The sequence below is a fragment of the Mycobacterium sp. 852013-50091_SCH5140682 genome, from assembly GCF_001665685.1.
Taxonomy (GTDB): Bacteria; Actinomycetota; Actinomycetes; order Mycobacteriales; family Mycobacteriaceae; genus Mycobacterium.
In genome coordinates, this window is sequence record NZ_LZTB01000026.1 from 19,030 (window position 1) to 41,542 (window position 22,513).

A 22,513-nucleotide genomic window follows, 5' to 3' on the forward strand; every position below is an offset into this window, starting at 1 on the left:
CCTCCTCACACCGTCCCGCGTGCGGCCCAGGCGGTGGCCGTCACGGTGAACGGCCCATCACCCAGACGTTCACGGGCGGCGGTGGCGAGCCGTGTTCGCCCGTCCTCGTCGAGTCGTTGGACGTAGTCACCGGCCGGCCCGACGCCGTAGGTGTACGGCTCCCACCACTCGTCAAAACTGGGGTGCACGACGTCGACCGAAATCGCGCCCTCCGTTACGTCGCGCAACCCTGCGGCGTCGAACAGTTCGGTCAGGTGCCCTCTGTGTGCTCCGGACAGTAGCGCTTCATCCTGAGCCCCGGGGTCGATCGTGTGCACGACGTCCCAGAAGGGCGCCAACGCTCCCGTCGGCCCGTCCCACACGCACGCCGCGATCACGCCCCCGCGCCGGGTCACCCGCGCCATCTGTCTGATCCCGCCCACCGGATCAGTCATGAAATGCACCACCAACTGCGCGAGCGCCGAGTCGAAAGTTCCACTGTCGTAAGGCAATTCCTCGGCCGTACCGAGACGCACGGCGACGTTCGGGAAGCGGGTACGTATCGCGTCGACGAACGGCGGTGACGGATCGATGGCCTGGACCTGGGCGCCGACCGACAACAGACGCGCAGTCAATGCTCCCGGGCCGCAGCCGACGTCGAGCACGTTGTCGCCCATTTCGACCCCGGCATAGGACACGAACACCTCCGCCAGGGGCCCGGCATACCGACCCATGTACCGCCCGTAGGCCTCCGGCGAGACGTCAAAACCCACCGGAAAATGCTACGTCGCCGATGCCGCCGTGACGGGGCCATTCGCCGTCGCCGTCAGCGCAGATCGAGCCGATCAGCCCTTCGGTCTCGGCGGTCTGACGTAGAAGCTCAACGGAGATGCCAGTCAGCGGGAGACTTAGCGTCATGAACGATAGCGACATACGGGGCGCGCTCGAAGCCCATTGGTCAGCCTCGGACGTCAACGACTTCGATACCGAACATCGCATCTACCGAGCTGACGCGGTCCTCGAGTATCCACAGTCGGGTGAGCGGATCCGCGGTCGCGACAACATACGACGCTCGCGACAAGCTCAGCCAAATGAGAAGCGGTTCACCATCCGACGGATCCTCGGTGGCGGCGATCTGTGGGTCAGCGAGCTTGTGCTGACCTACGACGGGCAACCGTTCTACGTGGTAAGCATCATGGAATTCGAGGATGGCGAAGTCGCCCGCGAGACACAGTATTTCAGTGATCCGTTCGAACCCGGGGCCTCGCGGGCCCAGTGGGTGGAACGGATGGAATGACACTGCCGTGGTGCGGCGGGTGAAGGGGCATCAATGCGTGTCTCGCCCGTGACCCTCCTGCGACCACGAACCGTCAGGCTCACGTCATGGTGGCCCTCGAACTGATCTGCGTCGCAGTCGCAGCGATGTGGCTCGGCTATCGACTGGGCCGTCACACCGCCAAGCCCGTACCGACCTGGTTGCGACGCGTGCGCCGGTCGCCGCTGGGGCAGCAGGCAGGTGCGCTGATCGTCCTGGTGGCGGCCACTCAGGTCCAGCGGTCGATGCGTCGCAAACTCCGGGGCCGTTCGTCACTTGGGCTGCCTGCTAAACCCCGAACTTTGCGCGTGCCGCATCGGTGACCGGCGTGAACAGATTGACGAGGTTGCCGTCCGGGTCTCGGAACAGCAGCGCACGGTTGCCCCACGGCATCGTCGTCGGCTCAGTCACCACCTCGGGAACCTGATCGCCAAGCCGCTCGTACTCGGCGTCCACGTCGTCGACGATGAACTCGATGATTGCCGTGTGGTTGGCCGCCGGCTCGGCCGACCCCGCTCCGAACAACGGAACGGTCTTGTCGCTCCCGATCGCCAAAGTGCCTACGGCCGTGGGGATTTCCGCGAAAAGCTCATTAGCCCAGACCGCAGCGGACCCCGTCACCAACTCGTAGAAGGTGACCAGCCGATTCACATCGGCGGTGATGATCCGGGTCGAAACAAATTTCATGCCGCGCACGCTAGACCCGACCACTGACAAGGTGAGCGGGCCGTAGCATCGAACGCCGTGACTGCCCGGAAATCGAAGCCGGTGCTCGTCGTCCTTTCGGGACTCCCCGGGGTCGGCAAGACGACTGTCGCCCGGCGCGTGAGTTCAGCGGTCCGCGCGGTGCATGTACGGCTCGACACGATCGAGGCTGCGCTCACCGCCTCCGGGGTGGTCGACAGGGCCGGCGGGTGGGAGGCCGTTCCCGACGCCGGTTATCGGGTCGCCTACGCCGTCACAGCAGATCTCTTGACCGCTGGCCATGACGTCGTGGCCGACAACGTGAATCCGCTCGCCGTCACGCGGCAGGCCTGGGCCGACACGGCGCGAGCGGCTGAGGCACTGCTCATCGAGGTCGAGGTGATCTGCAGTGACCGAGAGCTGCACAGGCGGCGTGTCGAGTCACGGTCCTCAGACATTGCCGGATTGACCGTGCCCACGTGGCAACAAGTCGAAGACCGGGCCTATGAACCCTGGAACCGCCAGGTTCTTCGGGTCGACACCGCAGCCGGAATCGAGCAGGCCACCGACGCTGTCGTCGCCGCGTTCATGCGCGGGCAGGCGACAATTGCGGGATGAGCGCTGCCGACCTCGGACCGGAACACCGACTCGCCACGTACGGCACGCTCTCCCCCGGACGCTCGAACGCCCATGTGCTCGAGGAACTCGCCGGCACCTGGGTGCAGGGGTCGATCAGAGGTCACTTTCACGAACGCGGCTGGCACATCTATCCGGGCATCGTTTTGGACGACTCAGGTCCGGAGGTAGCAGTACACGTCTTCGTCTCCCGTGATCTATCGGCACATTGGCGGCGCCTCGACGAGTTCGAGGGACCGGGCTATCGCCGCGTCCCGGTTTCCGTCAGCAGCGATACCGGCGAAGTGGCCGCCTACGTGTACGCGTTGGTCGATGATCCGGCGCGGGGATCAGAGGCCCAAAGCCATTGACTCTGCGATCGCGGCGCAGAAGTTCGAGAGCTCCTCGCCGTAGCCGCAGAGTCAACGACGAACGCTCACATCGTCGCCGCTTTGAAGGCCTCAAACAGTACCGTGTCGGCGCCGATCAAGACCTGGACCGCGTAGTTGCTACCACTGAGGACGAACTGGTGCGCGCCGCCGGCAGCACATGATCCAGCGCTGGCCGCACCGCCCGAGTAGGCCAACACACCGCAGTTCTTGCACCACCGCCAGTTGGCCTGATGTTCGGTATCGCTCTGACCACTCTGGCTCAGCACGAACGTGTTGCCCGTAGGCGTATGACGGCCGCCGGCCTTGCAATTACTTGGGTCGGTCGACCCGGGCTCGTAACACAGCGCCGCGCATTTCGAGCACTGACGCCAACCACTTTGGCCACCAGGCTGTTGGGCGGTACTGAGGATGTATTGACCGCCCGTTGTGTGCGCTTTTCCATTGGCAGGGCACAGGTTTCCGCCGGATTGCGAGGTGAAGAGCGTGTTGCATTTCTGGCAGTAGAACCAGGCGTTGTTTGCGCCCGGCCCTCCCGAGATATCCGAATTGACGCACAACGCGGCGTAGAACGGTCCGTTGTCCGGGTTCGACGTGGGCTGCATCGAGCCGAAGAACGCCACCGACGCCGACAGCGAACCCCCGCCCGAGCTGACAAACCAGCCAAGGCCACCGTTCTTCTCGACCCACCGATATTGGTTGCCGTTCACATTCACGCTGAGTTGATCGATGCCCATGCCCAAACCCTGGTATCCACTGGGCACGCCGATGCCTTGCATGTGCTCCCACTGCTCAAGGGTGAGGAGGCGCTGATCGATCTTGTTGATGCTGTCCAAGACCGGAGCAAACCAATCGATCGACACCCAGGCGGTTCCTGCCCCGGCACACAGCGGCTGCCCCTCACCGGGCGCGGTCTGTCCGGGGTACTTCCACTGACTCCAGTCGTAGCCCGAGGTATTGCCCGGGTAGGTGTACATGAACGCGTGATTGTTGCCTGCGGGGGTGCCTTGCGAGGGCCCGGTGATATTGAGCTGTCCCCAGATGTTGTCGTTCAAGATTGCCTGATACTGGAGGGCGTACTGGGTAGCACGTTGCTGCTCGTACTGTCCCGGATCATCGGTAGGAACCAGGCCGACGATGTTCGGCAGCAGCAATCGGAAAAGACCGAAGCCGAAGTTGCTGTACGCGGCGGAGCCTCGGGGTCCCAGTGGCGTCGAGCCTGCCGGCGGGTTCGGGGACAAATACTTCTTGAGACTGAAGTAGTCCTGCCCCGGCTCCCCTTGGGCACCTTCGGCCGGGAGGCCGCTGGTATGCGTGAGCAGGTCACGGAAGGTGATCTGCTGGATGTCGTTGCGCAGGGTCCAGTACGGGGGCAAGGCCTTGTACATCGGAGTATCGAGATCCGCGTTGAGGACGTTCCAGCCCTGGACACCGCCCGCGTCGGGACGATCCAGTAGTTGCACGGCTGCGATGGCCGTGATGAATTTCGAGACGCTGCCGACGCCGGTGGGCGTAGACGTCAGGAACGGGAGTGCCGGAGCATTGGCGGCCGTTCGCGCTGAGCCCGCACTGTGTTTCACGGCGGGAACGGCGGCGCCTCCGACGACGAACGAATAGCCAACTACTGAGTTGTTGAGTCGCGCCTCAATAGCGCTGGCAAACTTGCCGACGTTAACCACGGGAGTGCCCATATTCATTCGCCTCCAAGCGATTGACTAGGGAGATGAGGGCCTGACGAGGTTTCATCCTCCTCTTCGTCGGACGGCAGAGAATATCCTTTCAGCTAACTGACAGGATGAACGGCCGGTGTCGTGCTGGCGACGAAAGCGGGTAGCTGCGCCATCGCAAATCCGCTACTCAACGACACTCACGCCGAGGCGCTCAGCCGGACGGTCGCCATGAACGTCAACGAATTGCGAGCCCACTGGGCGCTAGAACGCGTCAGCCGGCATCTTGCGCCGCCGCCAACCGGCGACCTCACTGCTGAGCAGTCGACTAGCACATCGTCCAAAGCCATTGACTCTGCGATGAGGGCGCAGACGTTCGAGAGCATCTCGCCGTAGCCGCAGAGTCAACGACTGACCACCACATTTCCAGCACCGATGAATGTCGTCCCCGTTTGTAACCTGTCGAGATGGACGAGGTTATGGACGACGGGCCTTTCTTTCACGGCACAAAGGCCGAACTGCGGGTGGGAGACCATCTCACCGCCGGCTTCCGTTCCAACTACCGGCCCGAGATCGTGATGAACCACATCTATTTCACCGCGCTGCGCGATGGTGCAGGCCTCGCGGCAGAACTCGCCGCAGGCGACGGGGCCCCGCGAGTCTATGAAGTGGAACCGACCGGGGAGTTCGAGAACGATCCCAACGTCACCGACAAGAAGTTCCCCGGCAATCCCACCCGGTCCTATCGCAGCACGGAGCCGCTGCGGATCGTCCGCGAGATCACCGATTGGACGCGCCTGACACCTGAAGCTCTTCAGATGTGGCGAGACCGGCTGGCGGCAGTCCGTGCCGACGAGCGCGGCGAAATCATCAATTAGTTCGGATTCGCCAGACGATTGCGAGAATCCGCAGAACTCGCAATCGTCGTCACGCCCGCTCAGGCCCTACACGTTGAAGCGGAACTCCACCACGTCGCCGTCGGCCATGACGTAGTCCTTGCCTTCCATGCGGACCTTGCCTGCCGCTTTGGCCGCGGCCATCGACCCTGCCGCGACGAGGTCGTCGAACGACACCACCTCGGCCTTGATGAAGCCTTTCTCGAAGTCGCTGTGGATGACGCCTGCGGCCTTCGGTGCGGTGTCGCCTTGGTGGATGGTCCAGGCGCGTGCCTCTTTGGGCCCTGCGGTCAGATAGGTCTGCAGGCGCAGCGTGTGGAACCCGGCCCGGGCCAGTCCGTCGAGCCCGCGCTCGGTCTGCCCGATCGACTCAAGCAGCTCGGCCGCGGACTCGTCGTCGAGCTCGAGCAGTTCCGCCTCGATCTTCGCGTCGAGGAACACCGCGTCGGCCGGCGCGACAAGCTCACGCAGTTCGTTCTTGCGGGCCTCGTCGGTCAGGACGCCCTCGTCGGCATTGAACACGTAGAGGAACGGTTTGGTGGTGAGCAGGTTGAGCTCACGTAGCAGCGACGCGTCAGCGCGCGCACTGAAGAGCGTCTTGCCACTGTTGAGCACCTCTTGGGCAGCGACCGCGGCGTCGTAGATGGGCTTGCGGTCCTTGTGGGTGCGGGCTTCCTTCTCCAGCCGCGGCACCGCCTTCTCCAGCGTCTGCATGTCGGCGAGGATCAGCTCGGTCTCGATGACCTCGATATCCGAGCGCGGATCGACCCGCCCGTCGACGTGCACCACGTCGTCGTCGGTGAACACCCGAACGACCTGGCAAATCGCGTCGCATTCGCGGATGTTGGCCAGGAACTTGTTCCCCAGCCCCGCTCCCTCGGATGCGCCTTTGACGATCCCGGCAATGTCGACGAACGTGACCGGCGCCGGAACCAGCTTCTCCGAGCCGAACATTTTCGCGAGTTCGTCCAGGCGCGGATCCGGCAACGGCACCACCCCCTCGTTGGGCTCGATGGTCGCGAAGGGGTAGTTGGCCGCCAACACGTTGTTGCGTGTCAGGGCATTGAACAGAGTCGACTTACCGACGTTCGGCAAACCGACGATTCCCAGGTTCAGGCTCACAGGAACCACAGTCTGCCAGAGTGTCGGGGGCACGCCAGCGCGCGCTGGCGGCACGCGGTGCCGTCGAGCCGGTACGGTCTACCTGTGTCCGGACAGCGCGCACAGTCGGCAGTGCCGGCTGACCATCGCTCTGTGTACCCCAAATGGCCTGGTGTGCCGTGGTGGGGTGCTGTGCTGCTGGCTGTGACGGCTACCGCGATCGGCTTCGCTTTCGACGCCGGATCCGGTGACCGGGAACTCAGCACATTCTTCGCGGTCTGCTACGTCCTCGGCTGCCTCGGCGCGGTGCTCGCGGTGCGGCAATCCGGGGTGTTCACGGCGGTGATCCAGCCGCCGTTGATCCTGTTCGTGGCGGTACCCGGGTCGTACTTCCTGTTCCACGGCGGCCAGTTGGGCGGGGTCAAAGACCTGGCCATCAACTGCGGGTATCCGCTGATCGAACGTTTCCCGCTGATGCTGTTCACCACGGCCGCGGTGTTGCTGATCGGCCTGGCCCGCTGGTATTTCGCCCTGGCCACCCGACACAGCGCCGCCAAGGCCGCGAAGGCCGAGGACACAGAGAGCGCCAAGACGCGCAATACGACCGTCGCCGCGACCAAAACCGGAATTGTGGCAGTCGTCACAACGAAGCTGTCAGGCCTGATCCTCCGCAAACCCGCAACGCGACGATCCTCGGCGCAGGCGTCTGCCGATGAGGCACCACCGCGGCGGCGGACCACTGACCGTTCACAGCGGGCCGAGCGCGCGAGCCGAACCAGCCGTGCGGACCGCACCGCCGATAGGCCTGACCGGCCCGACCGCACCGACCGGCCCAGGCGGCGTCGTCCCGCGGCAGCCGAAGAGGCGGGTACCGAGCGCCGGGCGACCAAACGGACCGCCGCTCCGCGGCCTCGGCCCAGCCGCCCGCCGCTCGATGAGTTCGGCGAGCCACTGCCTGAGCGGCCCCGCAGGCCGCGGGCGCCACGAACCTCCGAGCCGCCTTTGGTGCCACCGGCCGAAGCCCGCCGCCGGGTGCGTACCCAGCCGCGTGAGCCTCGTAAACAGCCCCCGCCGGAACGCCACAGCGCCGCCGCCCAAGAGCGGCAGCCGCGCCGGCGACGGTTCGACGACTATCAGCCGTTCGAGGACCCGTTCGAAGCACCCCGCAACGGCAACGGCAACGGCAGTTCGAACGGCCACCCGACCCACCACCCGGTCTCGCGGGTGCGTTACCGCGGCGCCGAGGACGAAGACGAGCGCAGGGAATACAGGAGCCGGCCGCGCTCATCTACGCGCGGCCGGGACAACACCTGGGAGTACGACGGCTGAACGCGCTCAGGCGCGCGGCGGACGGATTTCCCGCGGAAGCGCGAACACGAGCGTCTCGTTGGCCGTGGTGACGGGCTGGACGGTGTCGAAGCCGTAGTCGGCGAGCCGCTCCAGCACACCGCGGACCAGGACCTCGGGCACTGACGCCCCGGACGTGACGCCGACGGTGGTGACGCCATCCAGCCAGGTCGGGTCGATGTCCTCGGCGTAGTCCACGAGGTGAGCGGCGCGGGATCCGGCGCCGAGCGCCACCTCGACCAGCCGGACCGAGTTCGACGAGTTGCGCGAGCCGACCACAATGACCAACTCGCATTCAGGTGCCATGGCCTTGACCGCCACCTGGCGGTTCTGCGTGGCGTAGCAGATGTCGTCGCTCGGCGGATCCTGCAGCTTGGGGAACTTCTCCCGCAGCCGCTGCACGGTTTCCATCGTCTCGTCGACGCTCAGCGTGGTCTGCGACAGCCAGATCACCTTGTCCTCGTCGCGGACGATGACGTTGTCCACCGAGTCGGGGCCGTCGACGAGCTGGACGTGGTCGGGCGCCTCGCCGGCGGTGCCGATCACTTCCTCGTGGCCCTCATGGCCGATCAGCAGAATGTCGTAGTCGTCACGGGCGAACCGCTTGGCCTCGTTGTGCACCTTGGTGACCAGCGGGCACGTGGCGTCGATGACCTTGAGATCGCGGTCGGCAGCGGATTCGTGCACCGTCGGCGCGACACCGTGCGCGGAGAACACGACGATCGAGCCCTCCGGCACCTCGTCGGTCTCGTCGACGAAGATGGCGCCCGCCTTGGCCAAGGTCTGCACCACGTGCACGTTGTGAACGATCTCGTGACGGACGTACACCGGCGCCCCGTGCTTTTCGAGCGCCCGCTCGACGGTTTCCACGGCGCGGTCGACGCCTGCGCAGTAGCCCCGCGGCTCAGCCAGCAGGACGCGCTTGCCGGCCACGCCGGAACTCACCGAGCTGGAGGCACCCGGGATACCCATATTCACTGTTGGCGGCATGTCACCAGGGTACGGGGAGCCGCCTTGAGTGAGCCAGCCGTAGTCTGGTGGCCATGGGAACTGCACCGTATGGGGTCCGGCTGCTCGTAGGCGCGGCGGTGACGGCGATCGAGGAGACCCGCAGGCTGCCCCACACCATTCTCACGTACCCGATGACCGTGGTCAGCCAGGCCGCCAACCTCTTCATGCACGTGCAGCAGAACCTCGCCGAGCTGGTCATCAAGGGTGACGAGACGCTCGAGCAGCTGTTTCCGCCCAAGGATGAACAGCCCGAGTGGGCGACGTTCGACGAAGACCTCGACACCGGTATCGGCGACGACCAAGGCCCGCAGACCGAAGGCGAACGTCGTACCGAAGGCAGGTTCGCCCTCTACAGCACGGGCGAGCCGGGCGCGGGCAGCGTCGCAGGCAATGGCCGGGCCGCCGCTCCCAATCCGGCCGCGACGAGCACCGTGCCCGCGATCGTCGGCGAGGTGGACTACGACGCTCTGACGCTCGCGCAGCTGCGGGCTCGGCTGACCTCGCTGCGCGTCGCGGATCTTGAGGCTCTGCTGGCCTATGAGGAGGCCGGCCGGGCCCGCGCACCGTTCGTCACGCTGCTCACCAACAGGATCACCCGCGCGACCGCGAAGTGACCGAACCCGGCCAGTCACCGGAGAACCCGTGGCCGGTTCGTGCTGTCGCGACGCGCGTCGCCAAGTGGATCGACCGGCTCGGGGCGGTGTGGGTCGAGGGTCAGCTCACCGAGCTGAAGGTGCGTCCTGACTCCAAGACCGTGTTCATGGTGCTGCGCGACCCGGCCGCCGACATGTCGCTGACCCTGACCTGCCCGCGAGATCTGGTGCGCAACGCCCCGGTCAGACTCACCGAGGGCACCCAGGTGATCATCTGCGGCAAGCCCAACTTTTACACCGGCCGCGGCTCATTCTCGTTGCGGGTCAGCGAGATTCGCGCCGTCGGTATCGGTGAGCTACTCGCCCGCATCGACCGGCTGCGCCGCCTGCTGGATGCCGAAGGGTTGTTCGACCCGCGACTCAAACGGCCAATCCCCTTCCTGCCCAACACCATCGGGCTGATCACCGGGCGCGCGTCGGCAGCCGAGCACGATGTCACCACGGTCGCAGCCGGGCGCTGGCCCGCCGTGCGGTTCGACATCCGCAACACCATCGTGCAAGGCCCCAACGCCGTGCCGCAGATCGTCGAGGCACTCGCAGCCCTCGACGGGGATCCCGCCGTCGACGTCATCGTGCTGGCCCGCGGCGGGGGCAGTGTCGAGGATCTGCTGCCGTTCTCCGACGAAACCTTGTGCCGGACCATATCCGCCTGTCGCACACCGGTGGTCAGCGCGATCGGCCACGAACCGGACAACCCGCTGTGCGATCTGGTCGCCGACCTGCGCGCGGCCACACCGACTGACGCCGCCAAGCGCATCGTGCCCGATGCCGCCGCAGAGCAGGCCCTGGTCACCGACCTGCGCAGGCGCAGTGCGCGCGCGCTGCGCAACTGGGTACATCGCGAACAGCACCACCTCGATCAGCTGCGCAGCCGTCCGGTGCTGGCCCTGCCACTGTCCTCGCTGGCTGCCCGCGAGGACGAGATTCAGCGGGCGCGGGCCACCGCACAACGCGACATCACCCGGTTGATCTCGGCCGAGAGCGAGACGATCGGCCACCTGTCGGCCCGGCTGACCACCCTGGGCCCGGCCGCGACGCTGGCGCGCGGCTACGCGGTGGTTCAGACCGTGCCGGCCACGGGCGATCCCTCGGTGTTGCGTTCAGTCGCCGACGCTCCGCGGGGCACCCAGTTGCGGGTTCGAGTGTCCGACGGCGTGGTCGCTGCGGTAAGCGACGGCCCCGAAAACAGCACGGCAGAAGGATCGAAATGAAGCCCATTAGTGAGCTGGGGTACGAAGAGGCCCGCGACGAACTGATTGCCGTCGTGCAGCAACTCGAACAGGGCGGGCTCGATCTCGACGCTTCGCTGAATCTCTGGGAAAGAGGCGAAGCCCTGGCTAAACGTTGCGAGGAACACTTAGCCGGAGCCCGCAACAGGGTGGAGCAGGCCCTCGCCGCAAGAGATGGTGACGACGATTGATTGAGCAAGCGACATTGCTGAACGCGCTCGAAACTGGAACATGTTTCAGTTATGCTCTCCGCCATGGGTGACGCATCTCTCAAGAGCGGGGATTCTTCTGCTCCTCGCATCCGCGGTGAACTGGGCCGCGTGCTGGTTACCGGCGGCTCCGGCTTCGTCGGCGCCAACCTGGTGAGTGAACTGCTCGACCGCGGATACAGCGTGCGGTCCTTCGATCGGGCCCCGTCGACGTTGGGCGACCACGCCGGCCTGGAGGTGCTGCAGGGCGACATCTGCGATCCGGAAACGGTGGCCCAAGCCGTCAAAGACATCGACACCGTGTTCCACACCGCGGCCATCATCGATCTCATGGGCGGCGCCTCGGTGACCGACGAGTACCGGAACCGCAGCTTCGCCGTCAATGTCGAGGGCACCAGAAACCTCGTGCACGCCGCACAGGCGGCCGGCGTCAAACGGTTCGTCTACACGGCGTCCAACAGCGTGGTGATGGGTGGCCAGAACATCGTCAACGGCGACGAGACCCTGCCGTACACCCAACGGTTCAACGACCTCTACACCGAGACCAAGGTCGTGGCCGAGAAGTTCGTGCTCAGCCAGAACGGCGAGCACGACATGCTCACATGCTCGATCCGCCCCAGCGGCATCTGGGGGCGCGGCGACCAGACGATGTTCCGCAAGGTCTTCGAGAACGTGCTGGCAGGGCACGTCAAGGTGTTGGTCGGCAACAAGAACATCAAGCTGGACAACACCTATGTGCACAACCTGATTCACGGTTTCATCCTCGCCGCCGAACATCTTGTGCCGGGCGGCACGGCTCCCGGCCAGGCCTACTTCATCAACGACGGCGATCCGATCAACATGTTCGAGTTCGCCCGCCCGGTGATCGCGGCGTGCGGGCGCCGGCTTCCCAACGTCCGGGTGTCGGGCCGGCTCGTACACAAGGCCATGACGCTGTGGCAGCGGTTGCACTTCAAATTCGGCATCCCCGAGCCGCTGATCGAACCCCTTGCCGTGGAACGGCTTTACCTCAACAACTACTTCTCGATCGCCAAAGCCAAGCGCGACCTGGGGTACACGCCGCTGTTCACCACGCAGCAGGCAATGACCGCGAGCATGCCCTACTACGTCGAGTTGTTCCGCCAGATGGAGGCCGGGCTGGCCAAGCAGCCGGCGCTCGCCTGATTCAGCGATACAGGTGCACCGGGTGGTGGGTGCCCTGCTCGATCCGGGCTGACGCCAGGTGCAACAGCTCGGTGCCCAGTGCGATCAGCGCGCGGGCAGCCGCGATGTCCTCACCGACCGTCGGCGCGCTCGGGTCCTTGGGATTGCGGTAGGCGTCCCCGGTTGTCGTGACGACGCCGTCTGGCAGCTGTGCGTGCGCTGAGGCGTGGGTGTGAATGTCGTCCTCGGAGAACTCGATTTCGACGATCCACTTGTTGGACAGATCTTTGTCGTACATGTCGATCAACCTCCGCATTCCAGCGTGCGCCGTCGCCGTCCGCAACGCCAGAGTGGACATTGGCGTAAATTTCTCTTCCCGCAGTCTCCAACCCGCCGCGCTGGTCGTCCGCACCGCATAAAGTCCAACGGAGACAGGTTGATCCGCTACGAAGGGGCTTTCATGCCTGACGGCAAACCGAACATCCTGGTCATCTGGGGCGACGACATCGGCATCAGCAACCTGAGTTGCTACAGCGACGGGCTGATGGGCTACCGGACCCCGAACATCGACCGCATCGCCAACGAGGGCATGCGCTTCACCGACTCATACGGCGAGCAAAGCTGCACCGCCGGTCGGGCGGCATTCATCAGCGGGCAGAGCGTGTACCGCACCGGGATGAGCAAAGTAGGCGTACCCGGCGTCGACATCGGTTGGGCCGCAGAAGACCCCACGATTGCCGAATTGCTCAAACCGCTCGGCTACGCCACCGGACAGTTCGGCAAAAACCACTTCGGCGATCTCAACAAATACCTCCCTACCCTGCACGGGTTCGACGAGTTCTTCGGCAACCTGTATCACCTCAACGCCGAGGAGGAGCCGGAGAACTTCGACTACCCACACGAGGACCGGTACCCGCGGCTCTACAACCTGGCCAAGCCGCGCGGCGTGCTGAAGTGCAAGGCCACCACCGAGGTGTCGACCGAACCTGACGACCCGAAATTCGGCCCGGTCGGTAAGCAGACCATCGAGGACACCGGCCCGCTGACCACCAAGCGCATGGAGACCATCGACGAGGACATCGCCGACGCGACCGTCGACTACATCAAGCGTCAGCACGACGCAGGCAACCCGTTCTTCGTGTGGTGCAACTTCACCCATATGCACCTCTACACCCACACCAAGCCGGAAAGCCGTGGGCAAGCGGGACTTTGGCAGTCGCCGTACCACGACACCATGATCGATCACGACCGCAACGTCGGCACAGTGCTCGACGTGCTCGACGAACTGGGCATCGCCGAGGACACCATCGTCATCTACTCCACCGACAACGGCCCGCACCGCAACAGCTGGCCCGACGGCGGCACCACCCCGTTCCGCAGCGAGAAGGACACGACGCCGGGCGGTATCCAGGTCCTCGAAATCATCCGCTGGCCCGGAAAGATCGAGGCGGGCACGGTCTCGAACGAGATCGTGCAGCACCACGACTGGTTGCCGACGCTGCTGGCCGCCGCAGGCGAGCCAGACATCATCGAGAAGCTCAAGAACGGCCACAAAGCCGGCGCCGACGGACAAACCGAGTACAAGGTGCACATCGACGGTTACAACCTGCTGCCCTACCTCACCGGCGAAGTAGCCGAGAGCCCTCGGCGCGGGTTCTTCTACTTCTCCGACGACGCCGACCTGGTCGCGATGCGGTTCGAGAACTGGAAGATCGTGTTCCTCGAGCAACGCTGCCGGGGCACGCTGCAGGTGTGGGCCGAACCGTTCACGCATCTTCGGGTGCCGAAGATCTTCAACCTGCGCACCGACCCGTACGAGTACGCCGACATCACTTCGAACACCTACTACGAGTGGCTGCTGCGACACGACTTCTTCATCTTCTACGCCACCGCGATGGCAACGAAGTTCCTCGAGACCTTCAAGGAGTTCCCGCCGCGGCACCCACCAGCGAGCTTCAGCGTCGACCAAGTGGTCGAAAAGCTGCACGAATACCTAGCAAAGGATTGAGCCATGCCGAACTCACAACCGAACGTTCTCGTCATCTGGGGCGACGACATCGGGATCTGGAACTTGAGTTGTTACAGCCGAGGCATGATGGGCTATCAGACCCCCAACATCGACCGGATCGCCAATGAGGGAATGCTTTTCACCGACTCGTACGGTGAGCAGAGCTGCACCGCGGGCCGCTCGTCGTTCATCACCGGCCAGAGCGTCTACCGCACCGGCATGAGCAAGGTGGGCATGCCCGGCGTCGACGTGGGCCTGCAGAAGGAAGACCCGACCATCGCCGAGCTGCTCAAACCGTTGGGTTATGCCACAGGGCAATTCGGCAAGAACCATCTCGGCGACCTGAACAAGTACCTCCCGACCGCACACGGCTTCGACGAGTTCTTCGGCAATCTCTACCACCTCAACGCCGAGGAGGAACCCGAGCACGACGACTATCCCACTGCGGAGGAAGCCCCGCTACTGCGCAAGGCGCTCCTACCCCGCGGCGTGATCCACTCCTGGGCCACCGAGGAGGATTCCGGCGACGTCGACCCGCGGTACGGGCCGGTAGGCAAACAGCGCATCGAGGACACCGGCCCGCTGACGAAGAAGCGGATGGAGACCATCGACGACGAGACCACTTCGGCCTGCGCGGATTTCATCAGACGCCAGCACGAGTCCGGCACGCCGTTCTTCGTGTGGATGAACATGACCCACATGCACTTCCGGACCCACACCAAGCCGGAGAGCAAGGGGCAGGCCGGGCGCTGGCAGTCGCCGTACCACGACACGATGATCGACCATGACCGCAACGTCGGCACGCTTCTGGACCTCGTCGACGAACTCGGCATCGCCGAGGACACCATCGTCATCTACTCCACCGACAACGGCCCGCACGCCAACAGCTGGCCCGACGGTGCGACGACCCCGTTCCGCAGCGAGAAGAACACCAACTGGGAAGGCGCGTTCAGAATCCCCGAGGTGATTCGGTGGACGGGCAAGATCGCGCCGGGATCCGTATCGAACGAGATTGTGCAACACCATGATTGGTTGCCGACATTTCTCGCGGCGGCGGGAGACCCGGACATCGTCGAGAAACTGAAAGCCGGACACAAGGCCGGCGCGGACGGCGAGACCGAGTACAAGGTCCACATCGACGGGTACAACCTGCTGCCGTATCTCACCGGCGAGGTCGACAAGTCGCCGCGGCGCGGGATGATCTACTTCTCCGACGACGGTGACGTGCTGGGCATCCGGGCGGACAACTGGAAGATCGTGTTCATGGAGCAGCGCTGCCAGGGCACGCTTGAGGTGTGGTTCGAACCGTTCACCAAACTGCGCGCGCCGAAGCTGTTCAACCTGCGCACCGACCCGTTCGAGCATGCCGACGTCACCTCGAACACCTACTGGGACTGGCTCATCGATCGGTTGTACCTGATGTTCTACGGCAGTGCGATCGTCAACCAGTTCCTGCAGACCTTCAAAGAGTTTCCGCCGCGGCAGAAGCCGGCGTCGTTCACCATCAACAACGCCGTGGAGGAACTCGAGAAGTTCCTGGCTTCCCGGGGCGGGTGAGCGTGGCCGAACTGCAGTCGTGGAACGACGGGCCGGTGAAGGAGGCGATCGTCGATTTCACCGGCCGGGCCACGGCCGAAGTCGCCCCCGAGGACCGGGTCGCGGTGTTCGACAACGACGGCACGTTGTGGTGTGAGAAGCCCGCCTACATCCAATTGGATTTTCTGGTGCGCAGGCTGGCCGAACAGGCCGCGGCCGATCCGGCACTCGCCGCCAAGCAGCCCTACGCCGCGGCGGCATCCGGCGACCTCGGCTGGTTCGGCGACGCCGTCACCAAGCATTACAACGGTGACGACTCGGCATTGAAAATCCTTGCCGGCGGCATCCTTTCGGCCTATGCCGGGCTGCCGGTCGAGGACCACGCCGAGTGCGTGAAGGCGTTCTTCGCCGACGCGCAGCATCCGACGCTGAAGCGGCCGTACACCTCGTGTGGCTACGGCCCGATGGTCGAGCTGCTGCGTTACCTCGAGGCCAACGGCTTCACCACCTACATCGCATCCGGCGGCGGCCGCGACTTCATGCGTCCGGTCACCACGGTGATGTACGGCATTCCGCCGGAACGGGTGATCGGCAGTTCGGTCGGGCTCGACTTCGTCGACGGGCACCTCAAAACCACGGCGACACCGGAGTTTCTGGACGACGGGCCGGTCAAGCCGGTACGTATCTGGGGACGGGTGGGCAGGCGCCCGATCTTCGCGGCAGGCAACTCCAACGGCGACATCGAGATGCTCGAGTACACCAGTGCGGGTGCCGGTCCGTCGCTGAGCTTGCTGCTGCGCCACGACGACGCCGAACGCGAATTCGATTACACCGCAGGCGCGGAGCGCGCCCTGGCGCTGGCCGGTGACCGCGGCTGGGCGGTGGCGAGCATGCGTGACGACTGGGCTCGGATCTTTGACTGAACCGGCCAGCGACCTGGTGTGGATACCGGCGCAGACCACCCTGCTCGGCTCCGATCGGCACTACGCCGAGGAAGGCCCGGTGCGGCAGGTCGAAACTGCCGGATTCTGGATCCAGTCCCACCAGGTGACCAATGACCAATTCGCACAGTTCGTTTCAGCCACGAACTATGTGACGGTTGCCGAACGCGCACTGAACCCCGCCGACTTTCCCGATGCGCCGCCGGAGAATCTGGTGCCCGGCTCGATGGTGTTCCAACGGACTCCGGGCCCGGTGGACCTGCGGCACCTCAACCTGTGGTGGCGCTGGACCCCGGGCGCGTGCTGGAACCACCCGCGCGGTCCGCGGTCGTCGCTGCGCGGGCGTGAGACCCACCCTGTGGTGCACGTCGCGTACGAGGATGCTCAGGCCTACGCAAGCTGGGCCGGCCTGGCACTGCCCACCGAGGCCGAATGGGAGACCGCCGCCCGCGGCGGACTCGCCGGTGCGGCCTACACGTGGGGCGACGAACCGGAGCGGCCCGGGCAGCAGCTGGCCAACTATTGGCACGGCGAATTCCCGTATCTGCCCGAAACCGGTTACGGCACCACCAAACCGGTGGGGAGCTTCCCACCCAACGGCTACGGACTGTTCGACATGGCAGGCAATGTCTGGGAGTGGACCAGCGACTGGTACGGCGCTGACCGGTCGACGCAAACCTGCTGTGCCGCAGACAGTTACGATCCGAATCAACCGCAGTTCCAGATCGGCCGCAAGGTGATCAAGGGCGGATCGTTCCTGTGCGCCGACAGCTACTGCATGCGCTACCGGCCCGCCGCGCGGCGCCCTCAGATGGTGGACACCGGCATGAGCCACATCGGTTTTCGCTGCGTCAAACGCCCCTAGCCGAACGCGGGAACGACGAACCGGCGCAGCATCTCCTCCTCGGCGTCCGCGTCGGCGCCCGGCCACACCAGAAGCGACAACACCAGGCGCACGATCCAGGCCGCTGCAACCGGATCGTCCTCGGCAAGGCCGTTCAGTTCGGTGGCAAATGCCGCGGGCACGCGTGATTCGGTCAACCCGCCTGTACTGCCGCTGCGCAGCGAGGTCAGGAGCAAGTCGGCCATGGGATCCGACCGGATGAGCCGCAGCGCCACCACGATTGCCGTCCGAACGCGGTCCGGCCCGGCGAGCCCGTTCACCTGACGCCGGACCTCGCCGACGATCCGGGCCGCCAATCGCGACAGCACGGCGTCCCGGATCTCGGATTTGCCGCCGGCGTGCCGGTACACCGTCGCCCGCGAGCAGTGCACACGCGCGGCGATGGCGTCGATGTCGAGGGAGTCGAGACCGTCGCGGGCGACCAACTCGGTGGCGGCGGCATATATGCGCTCGGCGGCATGCGCACGCCGATCACCCCCGACCAGCCAGTCGTCACCACGCGGAGACATGGCCGCCAGATTATCTCATCTTGAGACGAAAGTGCATGTTCATCGCAGCATCGTCGCAGCGTGCCGATGGGCGCTGAGACGGCAGCCGCCACCCGTCGCCGGATCGGCATATCAACTTCGGTCCAGCCCGTTGACGACGCCCGAAACAGGCCGTCAACCTGGGCTGATGCTCCTGGCACACGACCTATTCGACCGGGCCTGCTTGCAGGACCCCTATGCCCTCTACGACCGCATGCGCGCCGCGGACCCCGTGCAGCGCATCGGCGAATCGACGTTCTACGCCGCGACGTCATTCGAAGCCGTCGTCGAGGCCACCGCGCGCCCGCAGGACTTCTCGTCGAACCTGACCGCCGCCATGTGGCATCAACCGGACGGCACGGTCGCCGAGTTCGCCATGGAGGGTCCGGGCGGCGCGACGCACGTGCTGGCGACCGCTGACGATCCGATCCACGCCGTCCACCGCAAGCTGGTAGTGCCGCGGCTGGCGGCCAGACGGATGCGCGAGCTCGAGCCGTTCATCGCCGCGACCGCGGCGGACCTGATCCCGACCGGAGACTTCGACTGGATGGCCGACGTGGCCGACCGGTTGCCGATGCTGGTGGTGGCACGGTTGCTCGGGTTGCCCGCCGCCGACGTGGACCAGCTGGTCACCTGGGCGTATGCCAGCACCCAGCTGCTGGACGGTGTGGTCGACCAGGAGCACCTGATGGCAGCCGGTGTCGCAGCAGTCGAACTCGGGGGCTACCTGGTCGAACAGTTCGGGCGGGCTTCGGCCAACCCGGGCGACGACCTGATGGGCGATTTCGCGACGTATTGCGCGACGGAGCGGCTCGGCACCGATACCGCGGCGTTCATGCTGATCCAGTTGGTCAGCGCAGGCGCGGAGTCCACCGCGTCGCTGATCGGCAGCGCCGTGCAGGTCCTGGCGCAACGGCCTGACGTCGCCGACCGGCTCCGCGGCGACGCGGGCCTGATCCCGGTGTTCCTGGAGGAAGTGCTGCGGTACGAGTCACCGTTTCGAGGCCACTTCCGCCACGTACTGGCAGATACGACGCTGGCGGGGACGACCATGCCTGCCGGATCGCATCTGCTGTTGCTGTGGGGTGCGGCCAACCGGGATCCGGCGGCGTTCCAGAATCCGCACGATTTCCGAATGGATCGTGCCAACGCCAAGGGCCACGTGGCGTTCGGGAGAGGTGCTCATTTCTGTGTGGGCGCCGCGCTGTCGCGGCTGGAGGCGCGGGTCGTGTTGACGCATCTGTTGGGGGCCGCAGGCGTCATCGAGCCGGCCGGGGACGCGGAATGGCTCCCCAGCCTGCTGGTGCGCCGGTTGAGTCGGCTGCCGCTGGCTGTGCGGTGAAGCTCAGGCCACTTGTGGGTCGGCGGCGATGCTGTCGTCGTCGACGAACACCAAGCCACCGTCATCGAGGTTGACGGCCCACCGTCGAGCCGGTCCCACGATCCGCTCGCCGGCGATCTCGACGGCGGTGCCTGCCAGATCCGCGAAGTCCTCGACGACGACCCCATGCAGGGCATCGTCGGTTCCGGGATACACCGTGACCGGTGTGCCCACAGCTATCTGACCGGCAACCTGTTCCGATCCGCTGTCGTTAACCCCCGCTACGACATCTTCTGACATTCCGCACCTCCCCAATTGTCGACGAGTGCAACCGAGTACATCACAATCACCTGCGATCTGCTCGTTTTCTTTTCTTCTCCACAGCCACAATGCAGACCCATCAGGCAAACTGACAAATCGAAATATGAATGGTCGTCGGGCAAATCGTCACAGAATCGACGGCCGGGGACGGGCCATCACATTCTGGCCCTGATAGTGATCTAGATCTCATGCAACTACGGCAACGTCACCCGCATTCGCCGTACGGATCTCCTGCCCAGTGCAGTCCATCTCGACAGGTTGCTGGCAAGGGGTAAGCGAATCGCTGCTCGACGGCCGGCGGAATCGGCGGCCTTGATGGTGACGCGTACCACAGCACGGTTCGCTACTGTTGCAACACGTTCTAGCGAGGAGCCTCATGTCGGGAGACACCGTTCTTGTGACCGGAGCGTTCGGGCTGGTCGGGTCAAAGGTCGTGCAGACGCTGGCCGCCGCGGGATGCGAGGTCGTGGCGACGGACCTCGACGTACCGCCCAACCGGAAAGCCGCCGCCCAGCTACCTCCCGACGTGCGGGTGCGGTGGGCCGATCTGACCGACGCCGCGGCAGTCAATGCACTCGTCGCCGAGGTCTCCCCCGCCGCCATCATTCACCTCGCGGCGATCATCCCGCCGTTCTGCTACATGCGGCGGGGACTGGCCCGCAAGGTCAACGTGGACGCCACCGCAGCACTGTTGCGAGCGGCCGAGGCGCAGGCCCGACCGCCACGCTTCGTGCAGGCCTCCAGCATCGCGGTCTACGGTGCCCGCAATCCGCACCGAATCACCGATGTGCTGACCGCGGACACCCCGACCAACCCGTCCGATATCTACGGCGCCCACAAGGTGGAGGCCGAAGCCCTGGTCCGAGCGTCCACGCTGGACTGGCTGATCCTGCGCCTGGGCGGGGTGATGAGCTGCGAGTTCAGCCTCGACATGGATGTCGACCTGATCTCGTTCGAAAGCGTGCTGCCCGCGGACGGACGGCTGCAGACCGTCGACGTGCGCGACGTCGCGGAGGCCTTCGCAAAGGCCACCACAACCCAGGACGCCAACCGGGAAGTGCTGCTGATCGGCGGCGACCCCGAGACGCATCGGCACACCCAGTCGGCAGTCGGCTCCCAGGCGGCCGCGGCCATGGGAATCAGGGGCGGTCTGCCGCTCGGGAGGCCGGGCGATCCGGACAGTGACACGGCGTGGTTCGCCACCGACTGGATGGACACCACCCGCGCGCAGGAAGTGCTCGGCTTCCAGCATCACTCGTGGAGTCAACTGCTGGCAGATACCAGCGCCAACGCGGGATGGAGGCGCTTCCCGATCGGCGTGGTCGCACCGCTGATCCGCAGGTTCCTGCGGTCGAAGTCCGTATACAAGAACTATCCCGGGCAGTACGCCGACGTGTGGAAGGCGATAGCCAGGAAGTGGGGCGACCCGAGCCCGGATATGGCCGACGCATGACCGCCGCTGAGCTGGGCCACGTCAGGAAACTCGCCGGAGCATAGCCGCCGAACGACGAGCCCGCCGGACGATAAGGTCAGCGCAACGGCGGGAAGGCGGCATGGACAACCAATTCACGCTCACCCAGAGACGCGCTTTGGCGGTCACCACCATCATCGCACTGTTGCTCGGGGCCTACTTCCTCCGCAGTTTCTTCATCCTGATCGTGATGGCCGCCGTCGGCGCCTACCTGTTCTCTCCGCTGTATCACCGGCTGCTGCGCCGGTTCGGCACCGGGCTGTCGGCCACCCTGACACTGCTGTGGGCGCTGCTGCTGTTGATCGTGCCGGTCTCGCTGCTGGTATTCCTCGGCATCGTGCAGGTCACCCAGATGGTCAACGCAGTCAGCAACTGGGTGGCCGCCACCGACCTCAGCACGTTGGGCACCCGCACCCTCGATCTGGTCAACTCCCTGCTCGAGCGCGTGCCGTTCCTGCACATCCACGTCACCGCGGAATCGTTGCGCGGCACCATCGTCTCGGTGTCGCAGCGGATCGGCGAGTGGCTCCTCGCGGTCCTGCAGGGCGCGGTCGGCGGGATGGTCGGCGCCATCACCTCGTCGATCATCGCCCTCTACGTGTTCATCTCGCTGCTGGTGAACCAGGACGAGGTTCTCACGCTGATCCGGCGGCTCAACCCGCTCGGCGAGGACATCACCGATCTGTACCTGGCCAAGATCGGTGCCATGGTGAAGGGCACGGTCAAGGGGCAGTTCGTCATCGCGCTGTGCCAGGGCGTCGCCGGCGCGGCCTCCATCTACATCGGCGGCTTCCACGAAGGGTTCTTCATCTTCGCGATCCTGCTGACCGCGCTGTCGGTGATCCCGCTCGGTGGCGGCATCGTCACCATCCCGTTCGGCATCGGCATGGTGTTCTTCGGCAACGTCACCGGCGGCATCTTCGTGGTGGTGTGGCATCTGCTGGTCGTCACCAACATCGACAACGTGCTGCGCCCGTTCCTGGTACCGAGGACCGCGCGACTGGACCCCGCGCTGATGCTGCTGGCGGTCTTCGCAGGCATCTCGATGTTCGGCTTCTTCGGCCTGGTGATCGGCCCCGTGCTGATGATCATCATCGTCACCACCGTCAGCGTCTATCTGGCGGTCTACAAGGGCGTCGAACTCGAGGTGCACGAGGCCGAGGCGCCCCGCAAGCGGTTGTGGTCTCGGTTGCGCCCCCCCGCCACCCAGACCCGGTGTCGTTTAAACAAGAACGAGCCCCCCCGC

Annotated in this window: 24 protein-coding genes; 16 read left to right on the plus strand and 8 right to left on the minus strand. The window is 65.3% G+C overall.

Annotated elements, in window-relative coordinates:
• Positions 1-5: 5 nt before the first annotated feature.
• Positions 6-752, minus strand: a complete 747-nt coding sequence (locus tag A5784_RS08840) for a class I SAM-dependent methyltransferase (protein WP_064944373.1) — start codon at positions 750-752, stop codon at positions 6-8.
• A 143-nt stretch (positions 753-895) separates the two neighbouring features.
• Between A5784_RS08840 and A5784_RS08845 the strand changes: the two genes are divergently transcribed.
• Positions 896-1,276, plus strand: coding sequence for a nuclear transport factor 2 family protein (locus tag A5784_RS08845; RefSeq protein ID WP_064944375.1), 381 nt, complete (start codon positions 896-898; stop codon positions 1,274-1,276).
• 306 nt (positions 1,277-1,582) lie between these two features.
• On the opposite strand, the gene A5784_RS08850 is transcribed toward A5784_RS08845, so the two are convergent.
• Positions 1,583-1,981, minus strand: a complete 399-nt coding sequence (locus A5784_RS08850) for a VOC family protein (protein WP_064944377.1) — start codon at positions 1,979-1,981, stop codon at positions 1,583-1,585.
• A 57-nt stretch (positions 1,982-2,038) separates the two neighbouring features.
• Between A5784_RS08850 and A5784_RS08855 the strand changes: the two genes are divergently transcribed.
• Together A5784_RS08855 and A5784_RS08860 are read left to right on the plus strand one after the other, a co-directional pair.
• Complete coding sequence (locus A5784_RS08855; protein WP_156750459.1) at positions 2,039-2,596, plus strand: P-loop nucleotide/nucleoside kinase family protein; 558 nt, start codon at positions 2,039-2,041, stop codon at positions 2,594-2,596.
• A complete protein-coding gene (locus tag A5784_RS08860; RefSeq protein WP_064944379.1) occupies positions 2,593-2,964 on the plus strand; it encodes a gamma-glutamylcyclotransferase family protein in 372 nt (123 codons plus the stop codon). The genes A5784_RS08855 and A5784_RS08860 overlap by 4 nt, the downstream gene beginning before the upstream one ends.
• A gap of 65 nt (positions 2,965-3,029) precedes the next feature.
• Here the strand turns inward: A5784_RS08860 and A5784_RS08865 are convergent, their stop codons facing one another.
• Entirely contained in the window at positions 3,030-4,673 is a 1,644-nt protein-coding gene (locus A5784_RS08865) for a serine hydrolase domain-containing protein (RefSeq protein WP_064944381.1), read from the minus strand.
• Positions 4,674-5,116: 443 nt separating this feature from the next.
• Here A5784_RS08865 and arr point away from each other — a divergent pair, with 443 nt between their 5' ends.
• A complete protein-coding gene (gene arr / locus A5784_RS08875; protein ID WP_064944385.1) occupies positions 5,117-5,527 on the plus strand; it encodes an NAD(+)--rifampin ADP-ribosyltransferase in 411 nt (136 codons plus the stop codon).
• Between the two features lie 66 nt (positions 5,528-5,593).
• On the opposite strand, the gene ychF is transcribed toward arr, so the two are convergent.
• The gene (ychF, locus tag A5784_RS08880; RefSeq protein WP_064944387.1) at positions 5,594-6,667 is read right to left on the minus strand and encodes a redox-regulated ATPase YchF; all 1,074 of its coding nucleotides are present in this window, start codon (positions 6,665-6,667) and stop codon (positions 5,594-5,596) included.
• 84 nt (positions 6,668-6,751) lie between these two features.
• On the opposite strand from ychF, the gene A5784_RS08885 reads away from it, so the two are divergent.
• Positions 6,752-7,975 (plus strand): DUF6542 domain-containing protein, encoded by a 1,224-nt coding sequence (locus A5784_RS08885; protein ID WP_064944389.1) that lies wholly within the window; start codon positions 6,752-6,754, stop codon positions 7,973-7,975.
• 6 nt (positions 7,976-7,981) lie between these two features.
• On the opposite strand, the gene A5784_RS08890 is transcribed toward A5784_RS08885, so the two are convergent.
• Positions 7,982-8,983, minus strand: a complete 1,002-nt coding sequence (locus tag A5784_RS08890; RefSeq protein WP_064944391.1) for a 4-hydroxy-3-methylbut-2-enyl diphosphate reductase — start codon at positions 8,981-8,983, stop codon at positions 7,982-7,984.
• 53 nt (positions 8,984-9,036) lie between these two features.
• Between A5784_RS08890 and A5784_RS08895 the strand changes: the two genes are divergently transcribed.
• Genes A5784_RS08895 through A5784_RS08910 form a run of 4 tightly spaced genes read left to right on the plus strand, consistent with a single transcriptional unit; the run spans position 9,037 to position 12,259 of the window.
• Positions 9,037-9,618: a lipid droplet-associated protein gene (locus A5784_RS08895; protein ID WP_064944393.1), complete on the plus strand. Its 582-nt coding sequence runs from the start codon at positions 9,037-9,039 to the stop codon at positions 9,616-9,618.
• The gene (xseA, locus tag A5784_RS08900; RefSeq protein WP_064944395.1) at positions 9,615-10,868 is read left to right on the plus strand and encodes an exodeoxyribonuclease VII large subunit; all 1,254 of its coding nucleotides are present in this window, start codon (positions 9,615-9,617) and stop codon (positions 10,866-10,868) included. Before A5784_RS08895 ends, xseA begins: the two co-directional genes overlap by 4 nt.
• Positions 10,865-11,077 carry an exodeoxyribonuclease VII small subunit gene (locus tag A5784_RS08905; RefSeq protein WP_064944397.1) on the plus strand — a complete coding sequence of 71 codons (213 nt, stop codon included), beginning with the start codon at positions 10,865-10,867 and terminating at the stop codon, positions 11,075-11,077. Before xseA ends, A5784_RS08905 begins: the two co-directional genes overlap by 4 nt.
• Before the next feature lie 51 nt (positions 11,078-11,128).
• On the plus strand, positions 11,129-12,259 hold the full coding sequence (locus A5784_RS08910) for a 3-beta-hydroxysteroid dehydrogenase (protein WP_156750461.1): 1,131 nt from the start codon (positions 11,129-11,131) through the stop codon (positions 12,257-12,259).
• 1 nt (position 12,260) lies between these two features.
• Here A5784_RS08910 and A5784_RS08915 read toward each other — a convergent pair whose 3' ends face one another.
• On the minus strand, positions 12,261-12,536 hold the full coding sequence (locus tag A5784_RS08915) for a dsRBD fold-containing protein (protein WP_064944399.1): 276 nt from the start codon (positions 12,534-12,536) through the stop codon (positions 12,261-12,263).
• A 162-nt stretch (positions 12,537-12,698) separates the two neighbouring features.
• Between A5784_RS08915 and A5784_RS08920 the strand changes: the two genes are divergently transcribed.
• Genes A5784_RS08920 through A5784_RS08935 form a run of 4 tightly spaced genes read left to right on the plus strand, consistent with a single transcriptional unit; the run spans position 12,699 to position 17,588 of the window.
• Positions 12,699-14,246 carry an arylsulfatase gene (locus A5784_RS08920; RefSeq protein WP_064944401.1) on the plus strand — a complete coding sequence of 516 codons (1,548 nt, stop codon included), beginning with the start codon at positions 12,699-12,701 and terminating at the stop codon, positions 14,244-14,246.
• A gap of 3 nt (positions 14,247-14,249) precedes the next feature.
• Positions 14,250-15,803: an arylsulfatase gene (locus A5784_RS08925; RefSeq protein ID WP_064944403.1), complete on the plus strand. Its 1,554-nt coding sequence runs from the start codon at positions 14,250-14,252 to the stop codon at positions 15,801-15,803.
• Entirely contained in the window at positions 15,800-16,705 is a 906-nt protein-coding gene (locus A5784_RS08930) for an HAD family hydrolase (protein WP_064944405.1), read from the plus strand. Before A5784_RS08925 ends, A5784_RS08930 begins: the two co-directional genes overlap by 4 nt.
• Positions 16,698-17,588, plus strand: a complete 891-nt coding sequence (locus tag A5784_RS08935) for a formylglycine-generating enzyme family protein (RefSeq protein ID WP_064944406.1) — start codon at positions 16,698-16,700, stop codon at positions 17,586-17,588. Before A5784_RS08930 ends, A5784_RS08935 begins: the two co-directional genes overlap by 8 nt.
• On the opposite strand, the gene A5784_RS08940 is transcribed toward A5784_RS08935, so the two are convergent.
• A complete protein-coding gene (locus A5784_RS08940; RefSeq protein WP_064944408.1) occupies positions 17,585-18,136 on the minus strand; it encodes a TetR/AcrR family transcriptional regulator in 552 nt (183 codons plus the stop codon). The genes A5784_RS08935 and A5784_RS08940 overlap by 4 nt on opposite strands.
• A gap of 166 nt (positions 18,137-18,302) precedes the next feature.
• Between A5784_RS08940 and A5784_RS08945 the strand changes: the two genes are divergently transcribed.
• Positions 18,303-19,496: a cytochrome P450 gene (locus tag A5784_RS08945; protein WP_064944413.1), complete on the plus strand. Its 1,194-nt coding sequence runs from the start codon at positions 18,303-18,305 to the stop codon at positions 19,494-19,496.
• A 3-nt stretch (positions 19,497-19,499) separates the two neighbouring features.
• On the opposite strand, the gene A5784_RS08950 is transcribed toward A5784_RS08945, so the two are convergent.
• Entirely contained in the window at positions 19,500-19,775 is a 276-nt protein-coding gene (locus tag A5784_RS08950) for a hypothetical protein (protein WP_197514674.1), read from the minus strand.
• A 397-nt stretch (positions 19,776-20,172) separates the two neighbouring features.
• Here A5784_RS08950 and A5784_RS08955 point away from each other — a divergent pair, with 397 nt between their 5' ends.
• Entirely contained in the window at positions 20,173-21,249 is a 1,077-nt protein-coding gene (locus tag A5784_RS08955; RefSeq protein WP_064944417.1) for a cholesterol dehydrogenase/isomerase, read from the plus strand.
• A gap of 100 nt (positions 21,250-21,349) precedes the next feature.
• On the plus strand, positions 21,350-22,513 hold a 1,164-nt coding region (locus tag A5784_RS08960), incomplete at its 3' end, for an AI-2E family transporter (RefSeq protein WP_082944724.1).

Coding starts and splice junctions, on each gene's coding strand:
- A5784_RS08860 (WP_064944379.1), top strand. CDS start 2,593: ATGAGCGCTGCCGACCTCGGACCGGAACACCGACTCGCCACGTACGGC.
- A5784_RS08910 (WP_156750461.1), top strand. CDS start 11,129: ATGCTCTCCGCCATGGGTGACGCATCTCTCAAGAGCGGGGATTCTTCT.
- A5784_RS08920 (WP_064944401.1), top strand. CDS start 12,699: ATGCCTGACGGCAAACCGAACATCCTGGTCATCTGGGGCGACGACATC.
- A5784_RS08845 (WP_064944375.1), top strand. CDS start 896: ATGAACGATAGCGACATACGGGGCGCGCTCGAAGCCCATTGGTCAGCC.
- A5784_RS08905 (WP_064944397.1), top strand. CDS start 10,865: ATGAAGCCCATTAGTGAGCTGGGGTACGAAGAGGCCCGCGACGAACTG.
- A5784_RS08950 (WP_197514674.1), bottom strand. CDS start 19,775: ATGTCAGAAGATGTCGTAGCGGGGGTTAACGACAGCGGATCGGAACAG.
- A5784_RS08915 (WP_064944399.1), bottom strand. CDS start 12,536: ATGTACGACAAAGATCTGTCCAACAAGTGGATCGTCGAAATCGAGTTC.
- A5784_RS08955 (WP_064944417.1), top strand. CDS start 20,173: ATGTCGGGAGACACCGTTCTTGTGACCGGAGCGTTCGGGCTGGTCGGG.
- A5784_RS08865 (WP_064944381.1), bottom strand. CDS start 4,673: ATGGGCACTCCCGTGGTTAACGTCGGCAAGTTTGCCAGCGCTATTGAG.
- A5784_RS08945 (WP_064944413.1), top strand. CDS start 18,303: ATGCTCCTGGCACACGACCTATTCGACCGGGCCTGCTTGCAGGACCCC.
- A5784_RS08940 (WP_064944408.1), bottom strand. CDS start 18,136: ATGTCTCCGCGTGGTGACGACTGGCTGGTCGGGGGTGATCGGCGTGCG.
- arr (WP_064944385.1), top strand. CDS start 5,117: ATGGACGAGGTTATGGACGACGGGCCTTTCTTTCACGGCACAAAGGCC.
- A5784_RS08890 (WP_064944391.1), bottom strand. CDS start 8,983: ATGCCGCCAACAGTGAATATGGGTATCCCGGGTGCCTCCAGCTCGGTG.
- A5784_RS08925 (WP_064944403.1), top strand. CDS start 14,250: ATGCCGAACTCACAACCGAACGTTCTCGTCATCTGGGGCGACGACATC.
- A5784_RS08895 (WP_064944393.1), top strand. CDS start 9,037: ATGGGAACTGCACCGTATGGGGTCCGGCTGCTCGTAGGCGCGGCGGTG.
- A5784_RS08850 (WP_064944377.1), bottom strand. CDS start 1,981: ATGAAATTTGTTTCGACCCGGATCATCACCGCCGATGTGAATCGGCTG.